Annotated in this window: 23 protein-coding genes, 2 tRNA genes and 1 riboswitch; of the genes, 11 read left to right on the forward strand and 14 right to left on the reverse strand. The window is 64.4% G+C overall.

Annotated elements, in window-relative coordinates:
• Positions 1-44: 44 nt before the first annotated feature.
• Positions 45-121: transfer RNA gene (locus B0E50_RS11160), tRNA-Asn, on the forward strand.
• 57 nt (positions 122-178) lie between these two features.
• Here the strand turns inward: B0E50_RS11160 and B0E50_RS11165 are convergent.
• Positions 179-736, reverse strand: a complete 558-nt coding sequence (locus B0E50_RS11165; RefSeq protein ID WP_077441258.1) for a GspH/FimT family pseudopilin — start codon at positions 734-736, stop codon at positions 179-181.
• A gap of 151 nt (positions 737-887) precedes the next feature.
• On the opposite strand from B0E50_RS11165, the gene uvrB reads away from it, so the two are divergent.
• Complete coding sequence (uvrB, locus tag B0E50_RS11170; RefSeq protein WP_077441259.1) at positions 888-2,909, forward strand: excinuclease ABC subunit UvrB; 2,022 nt, start codon at positions 888-890, stop codon at positions 2,907-2,909.
• Positions 2,910-2,995: 86 nt separating this feature from the next.
• Positions 2,996-3,070 (forward strand) — tRNA-Val (locus B0E50_RS11175).
• Positions 3,071-3,174: 104 nt separating this feature from the next.
• Here B0E50_RS11175 and B0E50_RS11180 read toward each other — a convergent pair.
• Both B0E50_RS11180 and B0E50_RS11185 read right to left on the reverse strand, forming a co-directional pair.
• Positions 3,175-3,456, reverse strand: a complete 282-nt coding sequence (locus B0E50_RS11180) for a hypothetical protein (RefSeq protein WP_077441260.1) — start codon at positions 3,454-3,456, stop codon at positions 3,175-3,177.
• Between the two features lie 55 nt (positions 3,457-3,511).
• Positions 3,512-3,706: a hypothetical protein gene (locus B0E50_RS11185; protein WP_077441261.1), complete on the reverse strand. Its 195-nt coding sequence runs from the start codon at positions 3,704-3,706 to the stop codon at positions 3,512-3,514.
• 248 nt (positions 3,707-3,954) lie between these two features.
• Between B0E50_RS11185 and dapD the strand changes: the two genes are divergently transcribed.
• The 6 genes from dapD (at position 3,955) to B0E50_RS11215 (ending at position 9,108) form a co-directional block, all read left to right on the forward strand.
• Positions 3,955-4,782 (forward strand): 2,3,4,5-tetrahydropyridine-2,6-dicarboxylate N-succinyltransferase, encoded by an 828-nt coding sequence (dapD, locus tag B0E50_RS11190; RefSeq protein ID WP_077441262.1) that lies wholly within the window; start codon positions 3,955-3,957, stop codon positions 4,780-4,782.
• Entirely contained in the window at positions 4,779-5,135 is a 357-nt protein-coding gene (locus B0E50_RS11195; protein ID WP_077441263.1) for a Spx/MgsR family RNA polymerase-binding regulatory protein, read from the forward strand. The genes dapD and B0E50_RS11195 overlap by 4 nt, the downstream gene beginning before the upstream one ends.
• Before the next feature lie 9 nt (positions 5,136-5,144).
• Complete coding sequence (locus B0E50_RS11200) at positions 5,145-5,642, forward strand: DUF2165 domain-containing protein (protein WP_077441264.1); 498 nt, start codon at positions 5,145-5,147, stop codon at positions 5,640-5,642.
• Between the two features lie 15 nt (positions 5,643-5,657).
• Entirely contained in the window at positions 5,658-6,722 is a 1,065-nt protein-coding gene (locus tag B0E50_RS11205; RefSeq protein ID WP_077441265.1) for a VIT1/CCC1 transporter family protein, read from the forward strand.
• 73 nt (positions 6,723-6,795) lie between these two features.
• Positions 6,796-7,962 carry a succinyl-diaminopimelate desuccinylase gene (dapE, locus tag B0E50_RS11210; RefSeq protein ID WP_077441377.1) on the forward strand — a complete coding sequence of 389 codons (1,167 nt, stop codon included), beginning with the start codon at positions 6,796-6,798 and terminating at the stop codon, positions 7,960-7,962.
• Positions 7,963-8,022: 60 nt separating this feature from the next.
• The gene (locus B0E50_RS11215) at positions 8,023-9,108 is read left to right on the forward strand and encodes a class I SAM-dependent methyltransferase (RefSeq protein ID WP_077441266.1); all 1,086 of its coding nucleotides are present in this window, start codon (positions 8,023-8,025) and stop codon (positions 9,106-9,108) included.
• 57 nt (positions 9,109-9,165) lie between these two features.
• Here the strand turns inward: B0E50_RS11215 and B0E50_RS11220 are convergent, their stop codons facing one another.
• The 3 genes from B0E50_RS11220 to B0E50_RS11230 form a co-directional block, all read right to left on the reverse strand.
• The gene (locus B0E50_RS11220) at positions 9,166-9,507 is read right to left on the reverse strand and encodes a hypothetical protein (protein ID WP_254427252.1); all 342 of its coding nucleotides are present in this window, start codon (positions 9,505-9,507) and stop codon (positions 9,166-9,168) included.
• 218 nt (positions 9,508-9,725) lie between these two features.
• Complete coding sequence (locus B0E50_RS11225) at positions 9,726-12,149, reverse strand: penicillin acylase family protein (protein WP_077441379.1); 2,424 nt, start codon at positions 12,147-12,149, stop codon at positions 9,726-9,728.
• A 2-nt stretch (positions 12,150-12,151) separates the two neighbouring features.
• Positions 12,152-12,853 carry a phosphodiester glycosidase family protein gene (locus B0E50_RS11230; RefSeq protein ID WP_254427253.1) on the reverse strand — a complete coding sequence of 234 codons (702 nt, stop codon included), beginning with the start codon at positions 12,851-12,853 and terminating at the stop codon, positions 12,152-12,154.
• A gap of 238 nt (positions 12,854-13,091) precedes the next feature.
• On the opposite strand from B0E50_RS11230, the gene B0E50_RS11235 reads away from it, so the two are divergent.
• Entirely contained in the window at positions 13,092-13,580 is a 489-nt protein-coding gene (locus B0E50_RS11235; RefSeq protein ID WP_077441267.1) for an 8-oxo-dGTP diphosphatase, read from the forward strand.
• 26 nt (positions 13,581-13,606) lie between these two features.
• Here B0E50_RS11235 and B0E50_RS11240 read toward each other — a convergent pair whose 3' ends face one another.
• The 8 genes from B0E50_RS11240 to crcB form a co-directional block, all read right to left on the reverse strand.
• Positions 13,607-14,383 carry a biotin/lipoate A/B protein ligase family protein gene (locus tag B0E50_RS11240; RefSeq protein ID WP_139350839.1) on the reverse strand — a complete coding sequence of 259 codons (777 nt, stop codon included), beginning with the start codon at positions 14,381-14,383 and terminating at the stop codon, positions 13,607-13,609.
• Complete coding sequence (locus B0E50_RS11245; protein WP_077441268.1) at positions 14,380-14,670, reverse strand: biotin--protein ligase; 291 nt, start codon at positions 14,668-14,670, stop codon at positions 14,380-14,382. The genes B0E50_RS11240 and B0E50_RS11245 overlap by 4 nt, the downstream gene beginning before the upstream one ends.
• Positions 14,671-14,713: 43 nt before the next feature.
• A complete protein-coding gene (locus tag B0E50_RS11250; RefSeq protein ID WP_077441269.1) occupies positions 14,714-15,175 on the reverse strand; it encodes a hypothetical protein in 462 nt (153 codons plus the stop codon).
• Between the two features lie 115 nt (positions 15,176-15,290).
• The gene (gene parC / locus B0E50_RS11255; protein WP_077441270.1) at positions 15,291-17,531 is read right to left on the reverse strand and encodes a DNA topoisomerase IV subunit A; all 2,241 of its coding nucleotides are present in this window, start codon (positions 17,529-17,531) and stop codon (positions 15,291-15,293) included.
• A gap of 68 nt (positions 17,532-17,599) precedes the next feature.
• Positions 17,600-18,478 (reverse strand): TraB/GumN family protein, encoded by an 879-nt coding sequence (locus B0E50_RS11260; RefSeq protein ID WP_077441271.1) that lies wholly within the window; start codon positions 18,476-18,478, stop codon positions 17,600-17,602.
• 66 nt (positions 18,479-18,544) lie between these two features.
• A complete protein-coding gene (gene cfa / locus B0E50_RS11265) occupies positions 18,545-19,663 on the reverse strand; it encodes a cyclopropane fatty acyl phospholipid synthase (RefSeq protein WP_077441272.1) in 1,119 nt (372 codons plus the stop codon).
• Positions 19,664-19,694: 31 nt separating this feature from the next.
• The gene (locus tag B0E50_RS11270) at positions 19,695-20,033 is read right to left on the reverse strand and encodes a DUF190 domain-containing protein (protein ID WP_077441273.1); all 339 of its coding nucleotides are present in this window, start codon (positions 20,031-20,033) and stop codon (positions 19,695-19,697) included.
• Between the two features lie 14 nt (positions 20,034-20,047).
• Entirely contained in the window at positions 20,048-20,434 is a 387-nt protein-coding gene (gene crcB, locus B0E50_RS11275; protein WP_077441274.1) for a fluoride efflux transporter CrcB, read from the reverse strand.
• A 69-nt stretch (positions 20,435-20,503) separates the two neighbouring features.
• Positions 20,504-20,606: riboswitch (Fluoride riboswitch) on the reverse strand.
• A 107-nt stretch (positions 20,607-20,713) separates the two neighbouring features.
• On the opposite strand from crcB, the gene B0E50_RS11280 reads away from it, so the two are divergent.
• Positions 20,714-21,982 carry a multidrug effflux MFS transporter gene (locus tag B0E50_RS11280; protein ID WP_077441275.1) on the forward strand — a complete coding sequence of 423 codons (1,269 nt, stop codon included), beginning with the start codon at positions 20,714-20,716 and terminating at the stop codon, positions 21,980-21,982.
• Positions 21,983-21,987 lie beyond the last annotated feature (5 nt).

A 21,987-nucleotide genomic window follows, 5' to 3' on the forward strand; every position in this document is an offset into this window, starting at 1 on the left:
TGGCTTGACAGCTTTCTTCGGTCCCGACAAACTACGCAGCTCACGCCCGAATAGCTCAGCTGGTTAGAGCACTTGACTGTTAATCAGGGGGTCGCTGGTTCGAGTCCAGCTTCGGGCGCCATCATTCGCAAAAGCCGGCATATTGCCGGCTTTTTGCATTTCTGCGGCAGGCATCCGCTCATTTCGTCTGTGCACAGTCTGCCGCCTGGGCAGCACTGGCGGGCGCGCCGCGGATGCGGCCGGAGTTGGAGAGCACTACGACCAGTGCCTGATCCGGCTGGCCCTGGCGGCAGAATCTCCAGGTGTTGGTGGTGCCGACGGCAGTGCCATCGCTCTGGAAGCGCACGAGACGACGTCCGCTGTCGCCGAGGATGCTGATCTTGTCGTAGCCACGCCCGGTACGCAGCGGGCCGTTGTCAGGCTGGTTGTCGTGATCGACATCGTGGCCGATCAGCCAGCCGCCATCCCAGCGTGTTTCCTCGCTGCAGCGCTGGCCGTCGCGGCTCGGACAGAACAGCGTGCGCCTTCCTGTGGTGATGGCGGTTCCGCGGGTGTGCTGCAATGCTGCGATGAAATCGGTTTGTGCGACCTGCAGCTGGTTGCGGCTCAGCAACTGTCGCAGCGGCGGTGCGGCAATGCTGGTCAGTGCGGCCATGATGGCGAGCACCATGATCTGCTCGATCAAGGTCACGCCAAGCTGTTTGCCTGATGATCCGCCGTTCCTGTGATTCCGCATGGCGTCATCCCTGCGTAGCCAAGGGTTTCATGCTAGGACGGCACAGAAGTGCAGCCACCAGCTGAGCAACTGTCCGGGTGTCGGATTCTGCTGACGCATCCTGTCAGCAGGCCCGATTTAGAATGCCCTGCCTCGCCCACATGTGTAGACGATGACTGACCGCTTCCAGCTCGTTGCCCCCTATCAGCCTGCCGGTGACCAGCCGCAGGCGATCCAGCGCCTGTCTGAGGGTTTCGAGGCAGGTCTGGCCGCGCAGACCCTGCTTGGTGTCACTGGATCGGGCAAGACCTACACCATCGCCAACGTGATCGAGCAGGTGCAGCGACCGACCATCGTGATGGCGCCGAACAAGACGCTGGCGGCGCAGCTGTACGGCGAGTTCAAGGAGTTCTTCCCGCACAACGCGGTGGAGTATTTCGTCAGCTATTACGACTACTACCAACCGGAAGCCTACGTGGTGGCGTCGGATACCTTCATCGAGAAGGATGCTTCGATCAACGAGCACATCGAGCAGATGCGGCTGTCGGCGACCAAGGCGCTGCTGTCGCGTCGGGATTCGATCATCGTTGCCACGGTGTCGGCGATCTACGGCCTCGGCAATCCGGAAGACTACCTGTCGCTACGGCTGATCCTGGCCAAGGGCGAACGCATCGACCAGCGCAAGCTGATCCATCAGCTGACCGAGCTGCAGTACAGCCGCAACGAGATGGAACTGCGCCGCGGCATGTACCGCGTGCACGGCGAGATCGTCGACGTGTTCCCGGCCGAATCGGAGACCGAGGCGCTGCGCATCGAGCTGTTCGACGGCGAAGTGGAGAACTTGTCGCTGTTTGATCCGCTCACCGGCGAAACGATCCGCAAGGTGCAGCGCTACACCGTCTACCCGCGCACGCATTACGCCAGCACGCGCGAGAGCGTGCTGAACGCGATCGAGACGGTCAAGGTCGAGCTGAAGGATCGGCTGGAACAGCTGTACAAGGACAACAAGCTGGTCGAGGCGCAGCGGCTGGACCAGCGCACGCGTTTCGACATCGAGATGATGGCCGAGGTGGGCTACTGCCAGGGCATCGAGAACTATTCGCGTCATCTGACCCGGCGCGAGCCTGGCGAGCCGCCGCCGACCCTGTTCGACTACCTGCCGTCCGACGGTTTGCTGGTGGTGGACGAGTCGCACGTCACCGTGCCGCAGCTGGGTGCGATGTACAAGGGCGACCGCTCGCGCAAGGAGACCCTCGTGGAATTCGGCTTCCGGCTGCCGTCGGCGATGGACAACCGGCCGCTGCGCTTCGAGGAGTGGGAAGAGCGCGTGCCGCGGGCGATCTACGTTTCCGCCACGCCGCGCGACTACGAGCTGCACAGGTCCGGCGACGCGGTGACCGAGCTGGTGGTGCGCCCGACCGGTCTGGTGGACCCCGAGGTCGAAGTCCGTCCGGTGCGCACCCAGGTCGACGATCTGCTCGGCGAAGTGCACAAGCGCGTGGCGATCGGCGATCGCGTGCTGGTGACCACGCTGACCAAGCGCATGGCGGAGAACCTCACCGAATACCTGGCCGAACACGACGTCAAGGTGCGCTACCTGCACTCGGACATCGAGACGGTCGAGCGCAGCGAGATCATCCGCGACTTGCGCCTGGGCGAGTTCGACGTGCTGGTCGGCATCAACCTGCTGCGCGAGGGGCTGGACATGCCCGAGGTGTCGCTGGTGGCGATCCTGGACGCCGACAAGGAAGGGTTCCTGCGTTCCACCGGCTCGCTGATCCAGACCATCGGCCGCGCCGCGCGCAACGTGCGCGGCAAAGCGATTCTGTACGCCGACACGGTCACACGTTCGATGCAGGCAGCGATGGACGAGACCGCCCGGCGCCGCGAAAAGCAGATGGCCTGGAACGAACAGCAGGGCATCGTGCCGACCACCATCGTGCGACGCATCGCCGACATCATGGAGGGCGCGCGCAGCGAAGCGGGCAACCGCCGTGGCAGCAAATCGTCGCGTGGTCGTAGCGCCGTGGCCGAGCAGGCTGCCGATTATGTCGGGCTCAACACGCAGCAAGCGGCTGCCATGCTGAAGAAACTCGAGGCGCAGATGTACCGGCACGCGCAGAATCTGGAATTCGAGGATGCCGCCCGGCTGCGTGACCAGATCCACCAGTTGCGCGAGCAGGCCCTGCGCTGATCAACGGGTGCTGGCGTGGCGGGATATTGTCGAGTGCCGGCCGCTGCCGTATACTGCGCGGCTCGCGCGGTCATCCGAGGCGAGACGGGCGGTTAGCTCAGCGGTAGAGCACTACCTTGACATGGTAGGGGTCACAAGTTCGATCCTTGTACCGCCCACCAATTCGACACCAGCAACGGCGCGGCCTGCGGGCTTTGCGCCGTTTCTGTATGCATGGGTCGCGGCTCCTGGCCTGATTCCGTGCAGTGAGCGGAGTCCGGTTTCGCTATTCGTCCTCGGTGGAATCCGGCGCGACGTAATCGGGGTCCTCGGAATCGCGTGCATGGGCGATCGCGTTGCGCAGGCGAAGGTCCAGCCTGTCCCAGGCCAGGATGACCTTGCCGGAGTGAACTGCATGGATCGCCGAGATAGCCACCACGAAGTCGCCGGCATTCTCGATATAGATCACCAGTTCCGGCAGGCCATGACGAACCTCGCGGACCGAGCCGATCCCCTCGTCGCCATCGGAGAGGAAGACCATGAAGCCCTCGCTGATCTCTTCATGCATGGCTTGATTCTCCTGTCGCTTTATCCACGGGCTGGCATCGCTCGTGGGCATGTCTTCAACCTGCGAATCGCCTGATCCATCCGACGTGGCTGTCCACGAAACCCTGCAAGTACAACGGCAGGCCGTCGATCGGGATGCGCAGGAACGCGAACTCGGCCGGCGCCAGCTTTTTCATGGCTCGAATGAGCCGGCGGTGGAGCGAATCCTTGCACAGGCTCGCGACGAAACCGGCGATCTCCAGCTGACTCACTTCGGTATTCCTTGCCATGGCGTGGGGAACGAACCGACTTGTCGAGATGGCAGCTGTTCTGCTGCATCTGGCTGCCCAATGTACTGCGGGAACGGGTTAAAGGCAGATGAAGCCGCGGCTGGCGGCATGGCCTGATGGAAGGTCGCATGCCCGATGGGGCCGTATCGGCTGCCTGCAGCATGTACTCTTTGCGACCAGCCTGGCGCTAATCGCATGCCTTCAGCCCCACAACCAGTGAACCATGTCCCATGCAAGCCATTGAAACCCTGATCGACGACGCCTTCGAACGTCGCAACGAACTCACTCACGCCGAGATCGAGACCCACCTGCGGCCCGCGATTGGCCAGGTCATCGGCTTGCTCGAATCCGGTGAACGCCGGATCGCTGAACCGGACGGCCACGGTGGCTGGACGGTGAACCAGTGGATCAAGAAAGCCGTGCTGCTGTATTTCCGCATCAACGACAACCGCGTGGTCGACGGCGGCCCGGCACAGGCGTTCGACAAGGTGCCGCTGCGCTTCGCCCACGGCAATGACGCCGAACTGCAGCAGCTTGGCGCGCGAGTGGTGCCCGGTGCGCTGGTGCGCCGCGGCGCATACATCGCCAAAGACGCGGTGCTGATGCCGAGCTACGTCAACATCGGTGCGCATGTGGGTGCCGGCACGATGGTGGACACCTGGGCCACGGTCGGTTCCTGTGCGCAGATCGGCGCCGGCGTGCACCTGTCTGGTGGCGTCGGCATCGGTGGCGTGCTGGAACCTTTGCAGGCGAACCCGACCATCATCGAGGACCACTGCTTCATTGGCGCGCGATCCGAAGTCGTCGAGGGTGTCATCGTGGAGAAGGGCAGTGTGATCGGCATGGGCGTATTCCTTGGCCAGTCCACCCGCATCTACAACCGTGCCACCGGTGAAGTGAGTTACGGCCGGGTACCCGCCGGCAGTGTAGTGGTGGCCGGCAGCCTGCCGGCGAAGGACGGCAGTCACAGCCTGTATGCCGCGATCATCGTCAAGCAGGTCGACGAGAAGACCCGTAGCAAGACCGGCATCAACGAACTGCTGCGGAGTGCCGAATGAATCCGGTTCTGTATGGACTTCCCAATTGCGACACCTGCAGGAAGGCACGCAACTGGCTCACCCGTTTCGAGGTGGAGCACACCTTCGTCGACTACCGCGCCAACCCGGTGCCGGCAGCGACGCTGAAGGATTGGGCACGCCAGCTTGGCGGCTGGGAGAAGCTGGTCAACAAGGCCGGCACCACCTGGCGCAACCTGCTGCCACAACGCAAGAACCCCGGCAGCGATCCGGAGTGGACCTTGTTGCTGAAGGAATATCCCGCACTGATCCGTCGGCCGGTGGTGGTGCAGCCTGCTGGCACTGTGAGCGTGGGCTTCACCGACAACGGCTTCAAGAAGTTGTTCGGACGCTGAGAGGACGGCATGGTGATGCGCCTTTCACGGATCCTGCTGGTGGCGGTGATCGCGCTGTGGTTGGCGCTGGTGGCGTTCGGCAACCTGACCGACTACGGCAGCAACTGGGTGTTCGTGCAGCACGTCCTGGCGATGGATTCGATCTTCCCCGATGCGGGTATCCAGTACCGTGCGATCCATTCTCCATCGCTGCAGCATGTCGCTTACGCGCTGATCATTGCTGCCGAAGTGCTGGCGGCAGTGCTGTGCTGGTTCGGCGCCTGGCGTATGTGGCGCGCACGCAGCGCCCACGCGGCGGCTTTCCGACGTGCCAAGCGCATGGCAGTGACCGGCCTGAGCGTGGGCGTCCTGCTCTGGCTGGGCGGCTTCATGGCGATCGGTGGCGAATGGTTCGGCATGTGGATGTCCACCCAATGGAACGGACTGGCCAGCGCGTTCCGCTTTGTAGTCGTGTTGTTGCTGGCCCTGGGTTACCTCGGCCAGCATGACGACGAACTCGACGATTGATACCGGGTTGGTTACATGAGCAATCACCGCGCGCGACGATTCCAGAACAATCTGCGCATAGAGCGTGACAACGCGGCGTTGTACGCGCAACTGGCCGAGCTGACGACGGACGCACGCTTGAGCCGTGCCTATCGGCGCATCGCCGCGGGCGAGCAGGGCAATGCGCAGTTCTGGGAAGCTCGCCTGCACGAACTTGGCGTGGCCGTGCCGCCGCCGCGCATCGGTCTGCGCGTGCGCGCGCTGAGCTGGTTCGCGCGCCGTTTCGGCACCGAGTTCGTGATGCCGACGGTGGTGCGGCTGGAGCATGCCGACCATGAGGTCACGCCGGTCGATCGCAACGGCCATCGCGATCATTTCATTCCGGGGAGCGAGCCGGCCGGACATGGCCACCGGCATCGCACGCAGAGCGGCAACACGCTGCGCGCGGCGGTGCTCGGCGCCAATGATGGTCTGGTGTCCAACGTCAGTCTGGTGATGGGCATGGCTGGCGCCGCCTCGGGTGACCGCGCGGTCTTGCTGGCCGGCCTGGCTGGCCTGGTTGCCGGCGCCTGCTCGATGGCGCTGGGCGAATGGCTGTCGATGAACAGCTCGCGCGAGTTCTATCAGGCACAGATCACCGAGCGGGCCGAACGCCTGGCAGTGGCGCCCGAGGACGGTTTGCAGAATATCGCTGGCATCTATCGCGACAAGGGGCTGGAGCCGGCGGCAGCCGAGCATCTGGCCGAGCACCTTGCCGAAACCCCGCGGGCAGCGCTCGACATGCTGGTACGTGAAGATCTGGGGATCGACCCCGGGGAGTTGGGTGGTTCGGCATATGGTGCGGCAGTTTCGTCGTTCTGCCTGTTTGCCTGCGGCGCGCTGTTTCCGGTGGCGCCGTATTTCTTTCTCGGTGGACCTGCCGCATTGCAGATGAGCATGGTTTCCACCGCTGCCGGGCTGGCGCTGATCGGTATCGGCACGTCGCTGTTCACCGGGCGCAGCATGCTGTTCTCGATTGCGCGCCAGTTCGGCATCACCGCCGCCGCCGCGGCGATCACTTATGCGGTGGGCCATCTGCTCGGTGCAGTACTGGCCGGTTGAGCGGCAGGCGGCCGGTGCTTGCCTGTGCTTGGTATGCTGCACGGACCCTTACCTCCGCGTTCTGCGAGTGCCCATGTCCGCTGTCCTCGATCTTGCCTGCGACCTGATTCGGCGCCGCTCGGTGACACCCGAAGATGCCGGTTGTCTGCGGCTGATCGGAGAACGCCTGCAGCAGGCAGGATTCCGCATCGAACACCTGCGCTATGGCGAGGTCGACAATCTTTGGGCAGTCCACGGAGGACATGCGACATCGGAGCCGACGTTGGCTTTTCTCGGACACATCGACGTCGTGCCGAGCGGGCCGGAAGAGGCGTGGCAGAGTCCGCCGTTCGAGCCGACGATCCGCGATGGCCATCTATACGGCCGTGGCGCGGCCGACATGAAGGGCGGGGTGGCGGCGATGGTGGTGGCGCTAGAGCAATTCGTGGCAGCGCAGCCCGAACATCGCGGCCGGATCGCCCTCCTGCTCACCAGCGACGAGGAGGGGCCGACCAATCTCGACGGCGTGCGCAAGGTGGTGGAGCATTTCCGTGCCACTGGCGAGCGCATCGACTGGTGCGTGGTCGGCGAGCCATCGGCGAAAGAGCGGCTTGGCGACCTGATCCGGGTGGGGCGGCGCGGGTCGCTGTCAGGCACCCTCGTCGTGCATGGCGTGCAGGGCCATGTGGCCTATCCGGAAAAGGCGCTGAATCCGATCCACGCTTTCGCGCCGGCGCTGGCCGAACTGGCTGCCGAGCGCTGGGACGAGGGCAATGACGATTTCCCGCCGACCTCATTCCAGGTTTCCAATCTCAACGCGGGCACCGGCGCAGGCAACGTGATTCCGGGCGAGTTGAAGGCATTGATCAATTTCCGCTACTGCACCGCCAGTCGTGCCGAGGATCTGCGGGAGCGCACCGAGACGATCCTGCACCGGCATGGTCTGGACTTCGCACTTGCGTGGAATCTGTCCGGCGCGCCGTTCCTGACGGTGCCCGGAGGCGTGCTGCGCCAGACCGTCATCGACGTGTGCCGCGATCTTTGTGGCATCGATCCCGAACAGAGCACGGGCGGCGGTACCTCGGACGGTCGTTTCATCGCGCCGATGGGTGCCGAGGTCGTGGAGATCGGTCCGGTCAACGCAACGATCCACAAGGTGGACGAGTGCGTCGCGGTGGAAGATCTGGAGCGTTTGCCGGCGATATACCGGGCGATTTGTGAACGCTTGCTGCAGCGTGAGGACTTGCGACAGGCACGTTGAGTATTCGTGTGGCACTGTTTGCCGCTTGCGCTGCCGGGGTCGGAACGCGCGGGTCGGGACATGCCGGAAATCATCGAAGACAAGACGTCGCAATCCATGCCGGCGTGGCAGGAGCCCTGGCCCGCCGACGAGCTGGAACCACTGTCCGCATGCCCGGTCTGCAGCGGCACGGCGCGCGAACTGCTGCAGCGGGATCTGGTGGACAATGCGTTCTTCGTCGCCCCGGGTCGCTGGATGCTTTACCGCTGTACCCGTTGTCGCAGCGCGTATCTCGATCCACGTCCGAGCAAGGCTAGCATCGGCAAGGCCTATGGGGTCTATTACACGCACAGCGTTGGCGGATCGCGGACCACGTCGGGCAAGCCCGGCATTATGAACGGCCTGAAGCAGGCATTGAACAACGGCTATGCGAACTCCCGTTATGGCACCAGGCGCCAGCCTGCCAGCAGGCTGGGCGTCTGGCTGGCCAAGGTGTTGCCGTCGCGACGACAACGGCGTGATGCCGAATTCCGCTACCTGCCCAAACCGCTCCCCGGCCAGCGGCTGCTGGACATCGGTTGCGGCAATGGCGATTTCCTGGTCAATGCACGCGATGCGGGCTGGGATGTGGCGGGTGTGGATCCCGATCCCGGGGCGGTGGCCGCTGCCAGCCAGCGTGGCCTCGAAGTCGGCATGGGTTCCATCGAGCTGTTCGCCGATGCCTCCGGTTGCTTCGATGCGATCACGCTGAGCCATGTGCTGGAGCATTTGCATGATCCCACGTCATTCCTCCGTGCGGTCCATCGCCTGCTCAAGCCGGATGGAGTGCTCTTCGTCGACACCCCGAACATCGAGAGCCGTGGCGCGCGGCGCTGGGGCAGGAACTGGCGCGGGCTGGAGACGCCACGACATCTTGTGCTGTTCAGTCGCACCGGGCTGATCGGCATGCTGCAGGCCGGTGGTTTCGGCAACATCGAGACGAAGCGACGTACGGCCGTAAGGAAGTCGATGGACCTGGCCAGCCTGCGGATGCAACTGGGCAAGTCGCCCGACGGTGACCAGCCGCGCCGTCTGCCCGTGATGATGCGGATTCGCCAGGCATGGCCGGTTGGCAGCCTCCGGGATGATGAGTTTCTGACGCTGATTGCCAGAAAAGTCAGCGACTGAAGGGCGCGAGGGTCTGCTGCAGGTATCGTCAGGCACCAGCGCTGGTCCCGGCAGGCATCAAAGCTTGCCTTGTTCCACCTGTCGCTCGCGCTGCATCAGCGTCCACTTCACGTGCTCGGTCAGTGCTGCATCGCCCAGCGGGAGCAGGATCTCGCGCTGCTCTGCCGGATCGTGCGTGCGGTCCAGCACGACCCGCGCACTGGCGAAGATGCGCTGCATGAAACGGTACTGCTTGATGAGCTCCTTGTCGGCCTTGCGGTAGGCATAGGCCTCGCGAACGGCGGCGATGATCGACAGCGGGGAGTCAGTGGTTGGCATCAGCGCGGGTCGGGAAATTTCGTGCAGCGCCTTGTGCAGCCGCTCGGCCAGGGATTCGCCCTGCTGGCTGTTGCTGTTCAAGGCGCGATAGCGGAAAGCCGCTATCACGGAAGTCTGTGTGATGACTCACCGCACCCCCGCAGGTGGTCTGGCATTCCCTTGCCGGGAAGGTTCCCATCCGTTTGCCATAAATCGGGCGCCGGGCCATCACAGCGCCCTGGCAGGCGCCTGCACCTTCATGACAATAACAAGCGAAATGTGATGTGAATCACATTTCGCTTAGGTCCGCGCAGCTGCGGTCATGGCTCGAGAGTCAGCGTGTGCCGGTTCGGACCAGGCAGCAGCGGCGTGGGTCGCCCCTGGACCCAGTCCTCGTGCCCCGCGCCGAAGTACGGCGACAACGGGTTGTCGCTCTGGCCGCCGGGCATCTCGAGGATGCCCTCGGCCTCGTGGCCCGGTGCCACGTCGAGGCGCTCGGATGCGCCGAAGCCAGGCGCGGCGACGCGAGGCATGTTGTTGTCGCCAGGCAACGGCTGGTCGGGCATGTCGATGAGGCGCCCGAGCCAGTGCGGCAATGCAGCTGACAGCGGGTGGTTGATCTCGCTGCGGTTGTGCTCGCCCCAGCTGCGTGCGGCGAGGCCACCAGGTTGCTGGCCGAGTTCGGTGATTACCTGCCTGGCGGCGTCGACGAGCAGCGCGTGCCAGTCGTGGTACTTCGGATCGAGCAGTTGCGGTGGCTGCGCCTGGATCAGTGCCCATACCGCCGCTTCGGCGCTGTTCTGGCCGGGCCAGCTGAAGTCGTCGTAGCGGTGCTTCACCCGCGCGACGAACGGTGCCAGCGCCGCTTCGCTGACCTTGGTGCGGAATGCGCGCACCAGCCGGTAGTCGACGCTGTCGACAGCGGCCCGCCGCTGCCACGTCGCGGTGAGCTGGCGAAGTTGCTGCAATGCCGGGTCCTGGCTGTCGGCGAGCGTCTGCTGCAGCAATTGCTGCCAGCGGGTCAGCAGTACGGCGCGATTGTCCAGCTGGATGTCGAGCAGGTCGGCGGGGGTGAACTCGGCGCGTGCGTGCAGGTCATCGCGGATCTGTTGTGCCCGTGCGCCGAGATCGTGGCCACCATTGCCGAGCAGGGCCAGTGCATCACCGCTGACCGTGCGGTTGTTGGCCGTCCACAGACGACCCTCGGCGGGATGCTCGATGCGCGGGTACTGTGACGGCGAGGCCCAGCCCCGCCAGCCCGTGCCGGGTTTGGACCAGTCGGACGGCAGCAGCGGATCGATGCCTGTCCGCAGCGGGATGCTGTTGCCGGCGATCGTCCAGCCGATCTGTCCGCTGCTGTCGGCCACCAGCAGGTTTTGCGGCGGCATGCCGAGCTGTGGCGCCAGGTCCAGCGCGCTGTGCACGTCCGGCATGCGTTCCAGCTGCATCAGGTTGATGTTGTAGCCGCGCGATCGTGCGCCGATCCAGGCCAGCGCCAGCGGCGTGCCGTCAGCATCCTTGCCCATGATCGGGCCCCAGCGGGTGTCCTCGACGGTGAGGATGGTGTCCGGGTTACCCCTGACCTGGATGTGTTCGGTATGGCTTTCGATGCTGGCCCAGCCTTCCGGCACCTTGTAGCGTTCGGAGTGGGATGGATCGCGCAGCACGCGCACCCAGTCCTGCCAGTCACCGTAGCTGTTGGTGAAGCCCCAGGCGATCTGGCCGTTGGAACCGGTGATCATCGCCGGTGTGCCGGGCAGGCTGACGCCATTGACATCGCGCAGCCCGTTCGGCGCGGTGGGGTCGGGATAGCGCAGGCGGGTGCGGAACCAGATGTTCGGCACGCGCAGGCCCAGATGCATGTCGTTGGCGAGGATCGCCGCGCCATTGCCACCAAGCGCACCGGCAACCGCGAAACTGTTGCTGCCGGGGCGGGGTGCATCGAGTGCCGGCGCAAGCGCCGCGGCCAGGCTCGCGGACGACCTGATGAGCACGCTGGCTGGCGCGGGGCGGCGCAGATCGAAAACGTCGGCATCCGGGATCACCGGGGAGGGCGACAACGGACCGCTCAACGGCGCTTCCCAGTCGGGATCGGGCGCGAGCAGGAAATCCACCACCGGGCCGGGCAGCACGGCGCGCATCTGCGCGATGCGAAGCTCGCGCTCGTTGCGGCCGTCACTGTTCAGGTCCAGATACATCGCGGCGATCACCAGCGCGCTGTCTTCCGAGCGCCACGGCTGCGGCTTGCTGCCAAGCAGCAGGTACTCCCACGGTCGCACGCGCAAGTCGGCAAGGCCGGCGTTGACACCGTCGCGGTAGCGGTCGAGCTCGAGTCTCTGCGCGGGTGGAAGCTGTGCGTAGGCAGCCTCGACGACGGCGCGCAGACGGTGAGGCCGGTGATCAAGGTCGACCTTGAGCGCAGCCGGCCCGACCAATGCGGAAAGTTCGCCGGCGGCCACGCGGCGCATCAGGTCCATGGCGAAGAAGCGTTCCTGCGCGTGCACATAACCAAGTGCGTAGCTGAGATCGGTACGGTTCTTCCCTTCGAAAGTGACTGTGCCGAGGGCATCGCGGCTGATGCTTACGCTGGCGCCCAGGCCGGGCAGCCGGCGCACGCCATCGAGTCGTGGACGGCTGCCGGCGAGCAGCCACCAGCCGGTCGCCAGCGCAGCCGTCAGCAGTATCGCCAGAACGAGCAGCAGGGTGCGCAGGATACGCCAGCTCCGCGACGTTGCGGGGCGCACCGTCACGGCTTGGCGAACACGGCAAAGATGCCGGCGTAAGGCTTGATCATGAAGGCCGGGGCACCTGCATAGCCCTCGCCATCGACGTACAGCTGCGAGATGCTGCCATCCAGGTACAGGGCATCACGACAACCCAGCTTGTCGCGGAACAGCCGTCCAAACGTATGGAAATTCACGGGCGCCTCGCTCACGGCAAAGATCACGTCGGTGGGTGTTTTCACGCACACCCCGCTGCGCCACTTCAGGCTGGCGGAATCGTCGACGAATTGCTCGTTGAGCTTGCCGTCGATCAGCAGCATCGGACCTGACTGGGTCGCCCATTGGGTGGCCTTGTTGTCGGCCTTGAAGGCGGTACTGGTGCGTATCGCGGCATGGCCGTCCGGATACACCGCGAACACGCCGTTCGGCAGCAGCGAGAAATTGCCTGATGCAGGGTTGCCATGAGCAAGGTTCAACGGCACCACGGTCTTGCCGTTTTCGACGTACAGGCCGAGCGGCGCAAACTGCCTGTCGTAGATGCCCGCGTTGGTGGCAAACAGCAGTCGCTGCCCCTGTGCCTGGCCCCACTGGCGCAATGCCTCGATATTGCCGAACGCCTGGCCGCTCTGCGGATCGCGCCAGTGCAGGCTCAACGGCTCGCGCTTGAGATCCAGATGCACGACACGATAGTTCTGCCCGTCGAACGCCAGTTCGCTGCTGTCCATGGCTCTGGATGCAGACGTGCAGCCGGCCAGCTGGGCCAGCAGTGTCAGCGCCAACAGGCAGCGCAGGGGAAGATGGCCAGGGGGCCGGAGAGCGGATGTCGGGGCATGGTGGCGCATCTGCCGATGGTCGCCGCCCGGCGATGCTGGTGCAAGTCCGATCATGACGATATGCAGCCGATGACCAGTGCGCACGCGCGACTGCAGCTAAACTTTCGTCTTTCTCCACAGGGGATTCTTCATGCCGTACACCCCGATCACGGCCACACTCGGCTATGTGCTGTCGCCCGATCGCAGCAAGGTGCTGATGATCCACCGCAACGCGCGTGCGGACGATCAGCACCTCGGCAAGTACAACGGGCTTGGCGGCAAGATGGAGCCGGGCGAGGACATCGCCGCCTGCATGAAGCGCGAGATTCTCGAGGAGGCCGGCATCGTGTGCGAGTCGATGCGCCTGCGCGGCACGCTGAACTGGCCCGGCTTCGGCAAGCAAGGCGAGGACTGGCTCGGCTTCATCTTCGTGATCGATACCTACCGCGGCGAGGCGCTGGTTGCCAATGCGGAAGGCACGCTGGAGTGGGTGCCGCGTGACCGGCTGATGGAGTTGCCGATGTGGGAAGGCGATCGCCATTTCCTGCCGCTGGTATTCGACGACGATCCGCGCCCGTTCCACGGTGTGATGCCGTATCGCGACGGGCGCATGCAGTCGTGGTCGTTTACGCGGTTGTAAGGGTTTGTTTTTGTAGGAACGGGGAGTTACGGTACGTCGGCCAGCCACGCGGCGCTGGAGAATTTGTTCCGCGCCAGGGCCTCGGCATCAGCCAGCTCGTCAGGTCGCAAGCGGTCGTCGTGTAGACCATGCAGGCGCCGGAACGTGGCGATCATCTGGGCGATCACTGCCTCACGCGGCAGACCGGTCTGACTGCGCAGCGGATCGACCCGCTTGGCCGCGCTGGTGGTGCCCTTGTCGGACAGTTTCTCGCGGCCGATGCGCAACACGTCCAGCATCTTGGTGGCGTCGATGTCATAGGCCATCGTCACGTGATGCAGCACGGCGCCACCACGGTGCGTCTGCGCGGCACCGGCGATCTTGCCCCCTTCGGATGTGATGTCGTTCAGTGGCTGGTACCAGGCCTTGATGCCGAGTTCGCCGAGTGCCTGCAGCACCCACGCGTCGAGGAAGGCATAAGCCTCCTGAAACGACATGTCCTTGACCAGCGAAAGCGGCGCGTAGATCGAGTAGGTGATCGTGTTGCCCGGTTCGATGAACATCGCGCCGCCGCCGCTGACCCGGCGAACCACCTGGATGTCGTGGCGTTGTGCGGCGGCTGCGTCGACTTCGTTGCGCAGCGACTGGAAGCGGCCGATCACCACCGCCGGCGCAGCCCATTCCCAGATGCGTAGCGTCGGTGCGCGTCGACCGGCACCAACTTCGTGGGTGAGCACGTCGTCCAGTGCCATGTGCAGCGTGGGCGATTGCGGGGTGGTGTGGATCAGTTGCCAGTCGTGGTCGCGCCAGTCCGTACGCATCATGCGTGCGAGTCCCATTGCAAGGCGCGGCCCACGGCGACCGCAATGGCTTCCGGCGAGACTCCATACATCATTACGTCGGCCGGCAGCGCATCGAGCAGGCAGGCGGCGAGCATGGCTTTGCCGGCATCTGCGGGCTGTCCATCCAGCGCGGCATTGATCATGTACAGCGCAGTGTCCGGCTCAAGGAAGAAATCGCCGCTCAGCTGCACATTCGCGAGATGCCCGTCCCGCACGTCGAGGTCGATCACGACCAGTTTGCCGCCGGGCATCTTGTACTCGCCGTGCATCGACCGTATTCCCCGGGTCAATCAGAACAGTTGTAACTGTCGGTCAGTAGCCGTGACCACCATGGAAATTGCCCTGGCCGACATTGATGGAAAAGCCTACCGAGCCGGTGGGGTGGTCGCAGTCGCCGAGGTTCTTGGTGACGTCGACCGAGGCGGTCTGGTAGCTGCCGCTCACATGATTGCCGCCGACCACGCCCATGCCCACGCTGCCGTGGGTCTGCGCCTGGTTGTAGGTAGAGTCGTCGCATTGATGCGTCGAGGCCGTGTCGCGCTCGGTGTTGCCCATGCGCCCACTGGTGTCGCCGTAATACACGCCCGGTGCAGGCTTGCTGGCGGTCGAGTTGGCGATGCTGGAACTGCTGGCGGGGGCAGCTGCCGTCGAACTGGAGGCCGGCACGTCACCAGGTGGCAGCTTGAGGTTCAGCGGCTGGCTGGCCGTTTGTGCAGCCACTGAACCGGCCAACAGGGTGCCTGCCAAGGCGATGATCAGACGTTTCATGTTCATGTGTGCTCCGGGGATATGACGTTTTCAACGCACGAGTGGTATCAGCGTGCACATCCGCATTTGAAACACGGGATGGCGGGAAGTTCCTGCCATCCCCTGTCGTCAGGCAATCTCGTCAGGCAGTCGTCTCGATCCGTTCCACCCGACGCAGGCCGCGTGGCAACAGACCGCCACGGGTGGCGCGGTTGCCGCCATACTCGACCAAGTCTGACCATTTCAGGGTGAGTTTACGCTGACCGGCGTACAGGGTGACTTCACCCTTGCTTTCGGCGACCACGGCAATACCGGCCACGCGTTCATCACCGCTGGCGAGTTTCGCCTTGGGCACCTCGATCAGCTTGTTGCCCTTGCCCTTGTCCAGTTCCGGCAGCTCGGCGACCGAGAACATCAGCAGATGGCCCTCGGTGGTGACCACCACGATGCGGTCGCGCGCCGGATCGGCGCTGACCTGCGGCGCAAGGACATGCGCGCCATCGCTGAGGCTGATGATCTGCTTGCCGGCCTTGTTGCGGCCGGTGAGCGCCTCGAAGCGGGTGACGAAGCCGTAGCCGAAATCGGTGGCGAGGATCAGCCGGGTGTCGTTGTCGCCAGCGATCACCGCATCGAAGCTGGCGCCCGCGGCCGGGCTGAAGCGACCGGTCAGCGGTTCGCCGTTGCCGCGCGCGGAGGGCAGCGTGTGTGCCGGTGTGGAATAGCTGCGGCCGGTGGAATCGATGAACGCCACCTGCTGGGTGGTGCGTGCCTTCACCGCGGCGAGCAGGCCGTCGCCCTCGCGGTAGTTCAGGCCTTCGGCATCGATGTCGTGGCCCTTGGCCGCGCGTGCCCAACCCTTCTGGCTCAGCACCACGGTGACCGGTTCACTGACGACCAGCGCGCTCTCGTCCAGTGCCTGTGCTGCATCGCGCTGCACCAGCGGCGAGCGGCGGTCGTCGCCGAACTTGGCCGCGTCGGCGCGCAGCTCGTCCTTGATCAGGCTCTTCAGCTTGGCCGGCGACTTCAGCAGCACACTGATCTTCGCGCGTTCTTCTTCGAGCTGGTCGCGCTCGGCGTTAATCTTCATCTCTTCCAGCCGCGCCAGTTGGCGCAGGCGGGTTTCGAGGATGTAGTCGGCCTGTTCCTCGGACAGCTTGAAGCGGACGATCAGGACGGGCTTGGGCTCGTCCTCGCTGCGCACGATGCGGATCACCTCGTCGAGATTGAGGTAGGCGATGCGCAACGCCTCGAGCAGGTGCAGGCGACGCTCGACCTTGGCCAGCCGGTGCTCCAGTCGCCGGGTGACCGTGCTGGTACGGAACGCCAGCCATTCGGTGAGGATGCGCTTGAGATCCTTCACCGCCGGACGGCCATCCAGGCCGATCATGTTGAGGTTGACGCGGAAGCTCTTCTCCAGATCCGTCGTCGCGAACAGGTGCTGCATCGTCTCGTCGGCATCGACTCGGTTCGAGCGCGGCACGATAACCAGGCGGATCGGGTTCTCGTGATCGGACTCGTCGCGCAGGTCCTCGATCATCGGCAGTTTCTTCGCGCGCATCTGCGCGGCGATCTGCTCGAGGATCTTCGACGGGCTGACCTGATGCGGCAGCGCGGTGATCACGATGTTGCCTTCTTCGCGCTGGTATACCGCGCGAGCGCGCACCGAACCGCCGCCGCTCTGGTACATCGCCAGCAGGTCGGCGCGCGGAGTGATGATTTCCGCCTCGGTCGGATAATCCGGGCCGCGCACATGCTCGAACAGATCGGCGACGGTGGCGTCCGGATCGTCCAGCAGGCGGATGCAGGCGCTGGCCAGCTCGCGCAAGTTGTGCGGCGGGATGTCTGTGGCCATGCCCACCGCGATGCCCATCGAACCGTTCAGCAGCACGTGCGGCACGCGCGCCGGCAGCCAGCTCGGCTCCTCCAGCGTGCCGTCGAAGTTCGGCACCCAGTCCACCGTGCCCTGGCCAAGCTCACCGAGCAGCGCTTCGGCGATCGGGCTGAGCTTGGACTCGGTGTAACGCATCGCCGCGAAGCTCTTCGGATCGTCCGGCGAGCCGAAGTTGCCCTGGCCGTCGACCAGCGGGTAGCGGTACGAGAACGGCTGCGCCATCAGCACCATCGCTTCGTAGCAGGAGCTGTCGCCGTGTGGATGGAATTTGCCGATCACGTCGCCGATGGTGCGTGCGGATTTCTTCGGTTTCGCGGTGGCAGCGAGGCCCAGCTCGCTCATCGCGTAGATGATGCGTCGCTGCACCGGCTTCAGGCCGTCGCCGACGAAGGGCAGGGCGCGGTCCAGCACCACGTACATCGAGTAGTCGAGATAGGCTCGCTCGGCGTATTCCTTGAGCGGGATTTGTTCGTAATTGGCTTGCAGGTTCATGGGGTTGCATCAATCAGGTAGCGCGCAGACTGCGCGGATAGCCGGACGATGGTGCCAGAAAGCAGGCGCTATTGGCGAACCGCATCGATGCCCAGCTTGTGCAGCTGCACCTGCACGCTGTCCGGTCCGGCCAGATGCCCGGCGCCGACCGCGATGAAGACGGTGCCGGGTTGCTGCAGCATGGCGGCGATCTTGCCGGCCCATGCCTGGTTGCGTTGCACCAGCAGGCGTTGATAAAGCTCCGGTGCCTGTGTGCGCACATCCTCGTCCTCGATCCGCGCGATGGTGGCGATATCACCGTTCTTCCACGCACTGATCAGCTGGGTGAGTTCGGCCGGGCCCTTGTCGACGTCATGCAGAGTCGAGCGCAGGAAGCTCAGTTCGACTGCGGGTGGCAGGTCCGCAAGGAAACGGATCTGCTGCTCGGAGGTTTCCAGCCCGTTCACCGGTTTGCCGGACGCGAGCATCTGCGACTTCAGCAGCTTGTCCACGCCATGTTCGGGGTCGAGGCCGGCTTTCATCAATGGCGCCACGGCCAGCGTCACGGCAGCCAGCCACGGCCGCATGATCTGCAAGGCCTGGGCGCCGCCAGGCATGCCCGCATCCTGTGCGGCCTGGGCCAGGCTGGCGTTTTCGGCGGCGGTGAGTTTGTCTGCCAGCGGATGGGCGGGATCCAGCCCGTACTGCAACACCAGCGTCTGCATGGTCGCGGCATCGTCGTCGGTCAGTTCGATCGTCAGCGAATCGCTGGCAGCGAGTGCCTTGTCCAGCGCCGGATAGTGCCAGTCGGTATCGTCCGGCAGCAGGTGCACGGTGCCGAACAGATAGACCGTGGCATGTTCATTGCGCAAGACCCACAACGCCGGTTGGGCAAATGCCCGGGTGACCAGCAGCAGGTTGAGCAGCGCGATCGCTGAGCAACCGAGGGCGAAGCGGGACAGACGCATGGATATTCCTTGCAGTAACGGCGGCACCGCCGATGGTGACACGACGCTGGTGCGGTGTTGGCGGACTCAGCGCGGCACGCGGTAGCCGCCGGGTACGCCGTGCGGGCTCAGGGTGATTTGCCACAGCTGGTCGCGGCGGCTGCGGAACACCGCGGTGGACACGGCAAGGTAGTAGCGCCACATGCGCCGGAAGCGTTCGTCGTAACGGGCCGAAAGCGTTGGCCATGCCGCTTCGAAGTTGGCACTCCAAGCCATCAGGGTCCGGTCGTAGTCGGTACCGAAGTTGTGCCAGTCCTCGACCACGAACAGGTCTTCCAGTGCTGTCGTGACCTGGCTGGCGGCGGGAATCATCGAGTTTGGGAAGATGTATTTTTCTATCCACGGATCGGTTTGTGCCGGTGCGCTGTTGCTGCCGATACAGTGCAGCAGCGACAGGCCGTCGTCCTTCAGGCAACGCCTCACGGCCTCGAAGTAGGTGCGATAGTTCTTGCCGCCGACATGCTCGAACATGCCGACCGAATACACGGCATCGAACCGTTCGTCGATCTCGCGGTAATCCTGCAGGCGGATCTCGATCGGCAGTCCGGCGCACAGCTCGCGTGCGTAATCGGCCTGTTCCTGCGACACCGTGATGCCGACACCTTCGATGCCGTAGTGCTCGGCCGCGTACTTCAGCGCCTCACCCCAGCCGCAGCCGATGTCCAGCACGCGCTGGCCGGTCTGCAATTGCAGCTTGCGGCAGATCAGGTCGAGTTTGGCCGCTTGCGCATCGTCCAGGTTGTCGGCCCGTGCCCAGTAAGCGCAGGAATACACCAGCCGGGTGCCAAGCATGGCGTGGAACAGGTCGTTGCCGAGGTCGTAGTGGGCCTTGCCGATCTCGAACGCGCGCTCGCCGCGTTGCAGGTTGATGAAGCGGGCCTTGAGATGCGCGAGCAGGGTATCGAGGGTCTTCAGCTCCTGATCCAGCCCTGCGGTGAGCAGGCGGGTGCACAGGCCGGGCAGATCGTCGGCATTCCACCAGCCGTCCATGTAGGCCTCGCCCAGGCCCAGCGAGCCATGCGCGAACACCCGGGCGTACAGGCGATCGTCATGTACGCGCAAGTCGATTGGCGCTGTGCCGTCGATGCGGATACCGGCTTGTTCGAGTAGTTCGCTGGCGCGGTTCTTAAGGTCGTCCTGGCTCATGCATTGCCTCGCAGTGGGTGAACCGTAATGGTCAGTGCTTGCTGAGTACCGCGAAGCTTGCCGGCCAGCGTGCATACGTCGCGTCGACATCGGCCACGCGCACGAGCTGCAGCAGTAGCTCGGCCTGATCCTCGCGCAACAGGAACTCGATCTTGACCGGCAGGTCGTCGGCCAGCTCGAAGAACTGTTCCTCATGCAGCACGCCATGCCGACCGAAGCCGGCGATTGCACGGAATACCGAACCGCCGCCGAGGCCGTTGTCCCTGGCCTGCTCCAGCAACCATTCGGACAGCAACATCCCGTCGTGTTTCGCACGCAGATGGCAATAGAAGGTCAGATGAACGCCTTGTCGCACGGTTTCCTGATTCATGCACGCTCTCCAGATTAGTGACGCAGCAGGCTGCGTGTGAGAGTGATGCCGAGCACGGTCATCGCCAGCGAGCCGACTACATGTGCTAACGCGTGGCCACTGAACCATAGGTACTGCTGGCGCAGTAGCAGGGTGGTGGATTCGGCCGAAAAGGTAGAGAACGTGGTCAGGCCACCTAGAAAGCCAGTGAACACAAACAGTCGCAGTTCCGGTGACAGGGTCTGGAAATGATCGAACACGCCCATTACGCAGCCCATCAGCAGGCCGCCAGCCAAGTTGGCCGCTAGCGTGCCCAGCTGGATAGTGGGGAATATCGGGTTGAGCACCACGCCCAACCCCCAGCGCATCCAGCAGCCCAAAGCGCCGCCAATACCTACCGCTACAAATCCGTTCAAGCCCACGTGCGCGCCTCCTGACAATGAAAGTGTCCGGTTGCCGCGGTGGCAGGCACGCCTGCGCCGCCGGAAGCCGGTGGTGCAGGCATCATCAACCTCAACGCATGGCGAGAGGTGGTTTGTTTCGGGATGCCGAAAGCTTCCGCGAAACGGGAGGCATGCCATCTCCCGAGCCATCATCCTAGTCGATCTGGCCGTCATGCCGTCAAGCACGATGGGCTGTGGCGCGGGTTCCGTAGGGGATGGGCCCTATACTTGCTGCCCTGTCGAGCTGCCGATCCCTGCATGAATCCAACCAATCACCCTATGCGCCGCAGCCTGCCCTGGCTGCTGGCCGCACTGTCGATGATCGGGCCATTCTCGATCGACGCGGTGTTTCCGTCGTTTCCATTGATCGGTGCACGCTTCGCGGTGGACGGCATCGCCTTGCAGCAGTTGATCAGCGTGTACCTGGTCACCTATGCGGCGATGAGCCTGTTCCATGGCGCGATCTCCGATGCGATCGGGCGCAAGCCGGTCATGGTTGCCGGCATGCTGGTGTATGCGCTCGCTTCGGTGGGCGCCGCGATGTCGACCTCGTTCGCGATGCTGCTGGCCTGTCGCGGCCTGCAGGGCGTATGCGCCGGAGCGGGGCTGGTGGTAGGGCGCGCGGTGATCCGCGACACGTTCGAAGGCCCAGCTGCCCAGCGGCTGATGTCCCAGGTGATGATGATTTTCGGGGTGGCGCCGGTGATCGCGCCAATGGTCGGTGCGCTGCTGCTGCCGCTGGGCGGCTGGCACGGCATCTTCTGGGTGCTGGCAGGGTTCACCACATTGCTGGCGCTGGCGCTCGCGTTGCTGCTGGCGGAAAGCCATCCACCCGCGCTTCGCAAGTCATTTGCGCCAAGGACTTTGCTGGCCAGCTATGTCTCGTTTGGTCGAGATCGTCCGTTCTGGCCATTGCTGATTTCCAGTTCGGTCAATTTTGCCGGACTGTTCCTGTACATCGCCTCGGCGCCCAGGATCGTGCGCGAATTGCTGCATCTGTCGGCGGCAGGTTTTCCATGGTTGTTCCTGCCGGTGGTGACGGGCCTGATCGGCGGTGCATGGCTGTCCGGACGGATGGCCGAGCGGCGCAGTGCGGGTTTCACCGTGAATCTGGGGTATGCAGTGATGCTGCTGGCCTGCGCGTTGCATCTGCTGCTGGCGTTGGTATTTCCGGTACCGCGGCTGCCATGGTCGATGCTGCCGCTGATCCTGCACGGCGTCGGTGTGCAGTTGGCGTTTCCCACGTTGACGCTGTTGCTGCTGGACCGCTTCCCGCAGCAGCGCGGCAGCATTTCCTCGGTGCAGGCATTTGCCAGTCTGCTGCTGTGCAGCTTCGTCGCTGGCGTAATGTCGCCGCTGCTGTCAGTCAGCCTGCTGCAACTTGCGCTGGGCGCATCGACGCTGACGGTGATCGGTATGCTGGGATGGATGTGGTATGGCGCGGTTGCCCGGCGCGCGCTGGAGCTTGCCGGGACGGGTATCGATGCGGCTACAGCGATGCAGGCGGAGATTGCCGAGCCGCGCTGAGTTGG

This window comes from Rhodanobacter sp. C01, assembly GCF_002001045.1.
Taxonomy (GTDB): domain Bacteria; phylum Pseudomonadota; class Gammaproteobacteria; order Xanthomonadales; family Rhodanobacteraceae; genus Rhodanobacter.

Excerpts from the sequence above, each read along its gene's own strand:
- B0E50_RS11165 (WP_077441258.1), bottom strand. The coding sequence starts at position 736 with ATGCGGAATCACAGGAACGGCGGATCATCAGGCAAACAGCTTGGCGTG.
- cfa (WP_077441272.1), bottom strand. The coding sequence starts at position 19,663 with ATGAGCCAGGACGACCTTAAGAACCGCGCCAGCGAACTACTCGAACAA.
- B0E50_RS11270 (WP_077441273.1), bottom strand. The coding sequence starts at position 20,033 with ATGAATCAGGAAACCGTGCGACAAGGCGTTCATCTGACCTTCTATTGC.
- uvrB (WP_077441259.1), top strand. The coding sequence starts at position 888 with ATGACTGACCGCTTCCAGCTCGTTGCCCCCTATCAGCCTGCCGGTGAC.
- B0E50_RS11205 (WP_077441265.1), top strand. The coding sequence starts at position 5,658 with ATGAGCAATCACCGCGCGCGACGATTCCAGAACAATCTGCGCATAGAG.
- B0E50_RS11180 (WP_077441260.1), bottom strand. The coding sequence starts at position 3,456 with ATGCATGAAGAGATCAGCGAGGGCTTCATGGTCTTCCTCTCCGATGGC.
- B0E50_RS11195 (WP_077441263.1), top strand. The coding sequence starts at position 4,779 with ATGAATCCGGTTCTGTATGGACTTCCCAATTGCGACACCTGCAGGAAG.
- B0E50_RS11280 (WP_077441275.1), top strand. The coding sequence starts at position 20,714 with ATGAATCCAACCAATCACCCTATGCGCCGCAGCCTGCCCTGGCTGCTG.
- B0E50_RS11240 (WP_139350839.1), bottom strand. The coding sequence starts at position 14,383 with ATGATGCGTACGGACTGGCGCGACCACGACTGGCAACTGATCCACACC.
- B0E50_RS11245 (WP_077441268.1), bottom strand. The coding sequence starts at position 14,670 with ATGCACGGCGAGTACAAGATGCCCGGCGGCAAACTGGTCGTGATCGAC.
- dapE (WP_077441377.1), top strand. The coding sequence starts at position 6,796 with ATGTCCGCTGTCCTCGATCTTGCCTGCGACCTGATTCGGCGCCGCTCG.
- dapD (WP_077441262.1), top strand. The coding sequence starts at position 3,955 with ATGCAAGCCATTGAAACCCTGATCGACGACGCCTTCGAACGTCGCAAC.
- B0E50_RS11230 (WP_254427253.1), bottom strand. The coding sequence starts at position 12,853 with ATGGACAGCAGCGAACTGGCGTTCGACGGGCAGAACTATCGTGTCGTG.
- B0E50_RS11260 (WP_077441271.1), bottom strand. The coding sequence starts at position 18,478 with ATGCGTCTGTCCCGCTTCGCCCTCGGTTGCTCAGCGATCGCGCTGCTC.
- B0E50_RS11235 (WP_077441267.1), top strand. The coding sequence starts at position 13,092 with ATGCCGTACACCCCGATCACGGCCACACTCGGCTATGTGCTGTCGCCC.
- parC (WP_077441270.1), bottom strand. The coding sequence starts at position 17,531 with ATGAACCTGCAAGCCAATTACGAACAAATCCCGCTCAAGGAATACGCC.
- B0E50_RS11215 (WP_077441266.1), top strand. The coding sequence starts at position 8,023 with ATGCCGGAAATCATCGAAGACAAGACGTCGCAATCCATGCCGGCGTGG.
- B0E50_RS11250 (WP_077441269.1), bottom strand. The coding sequence starts at position 15,175 with ATGAACATGAAACGTCTGATCATCGCCTTGGCAGGCACCCTGTTGGCC.
- B0E50_RS11200 (WP_077441264.1), top strand. The coding sequence starts at position 5,145 with ATGGTGATGCGCCTTTCACGGATCCTGCTGGTGGCGGTGATCGCGCTG.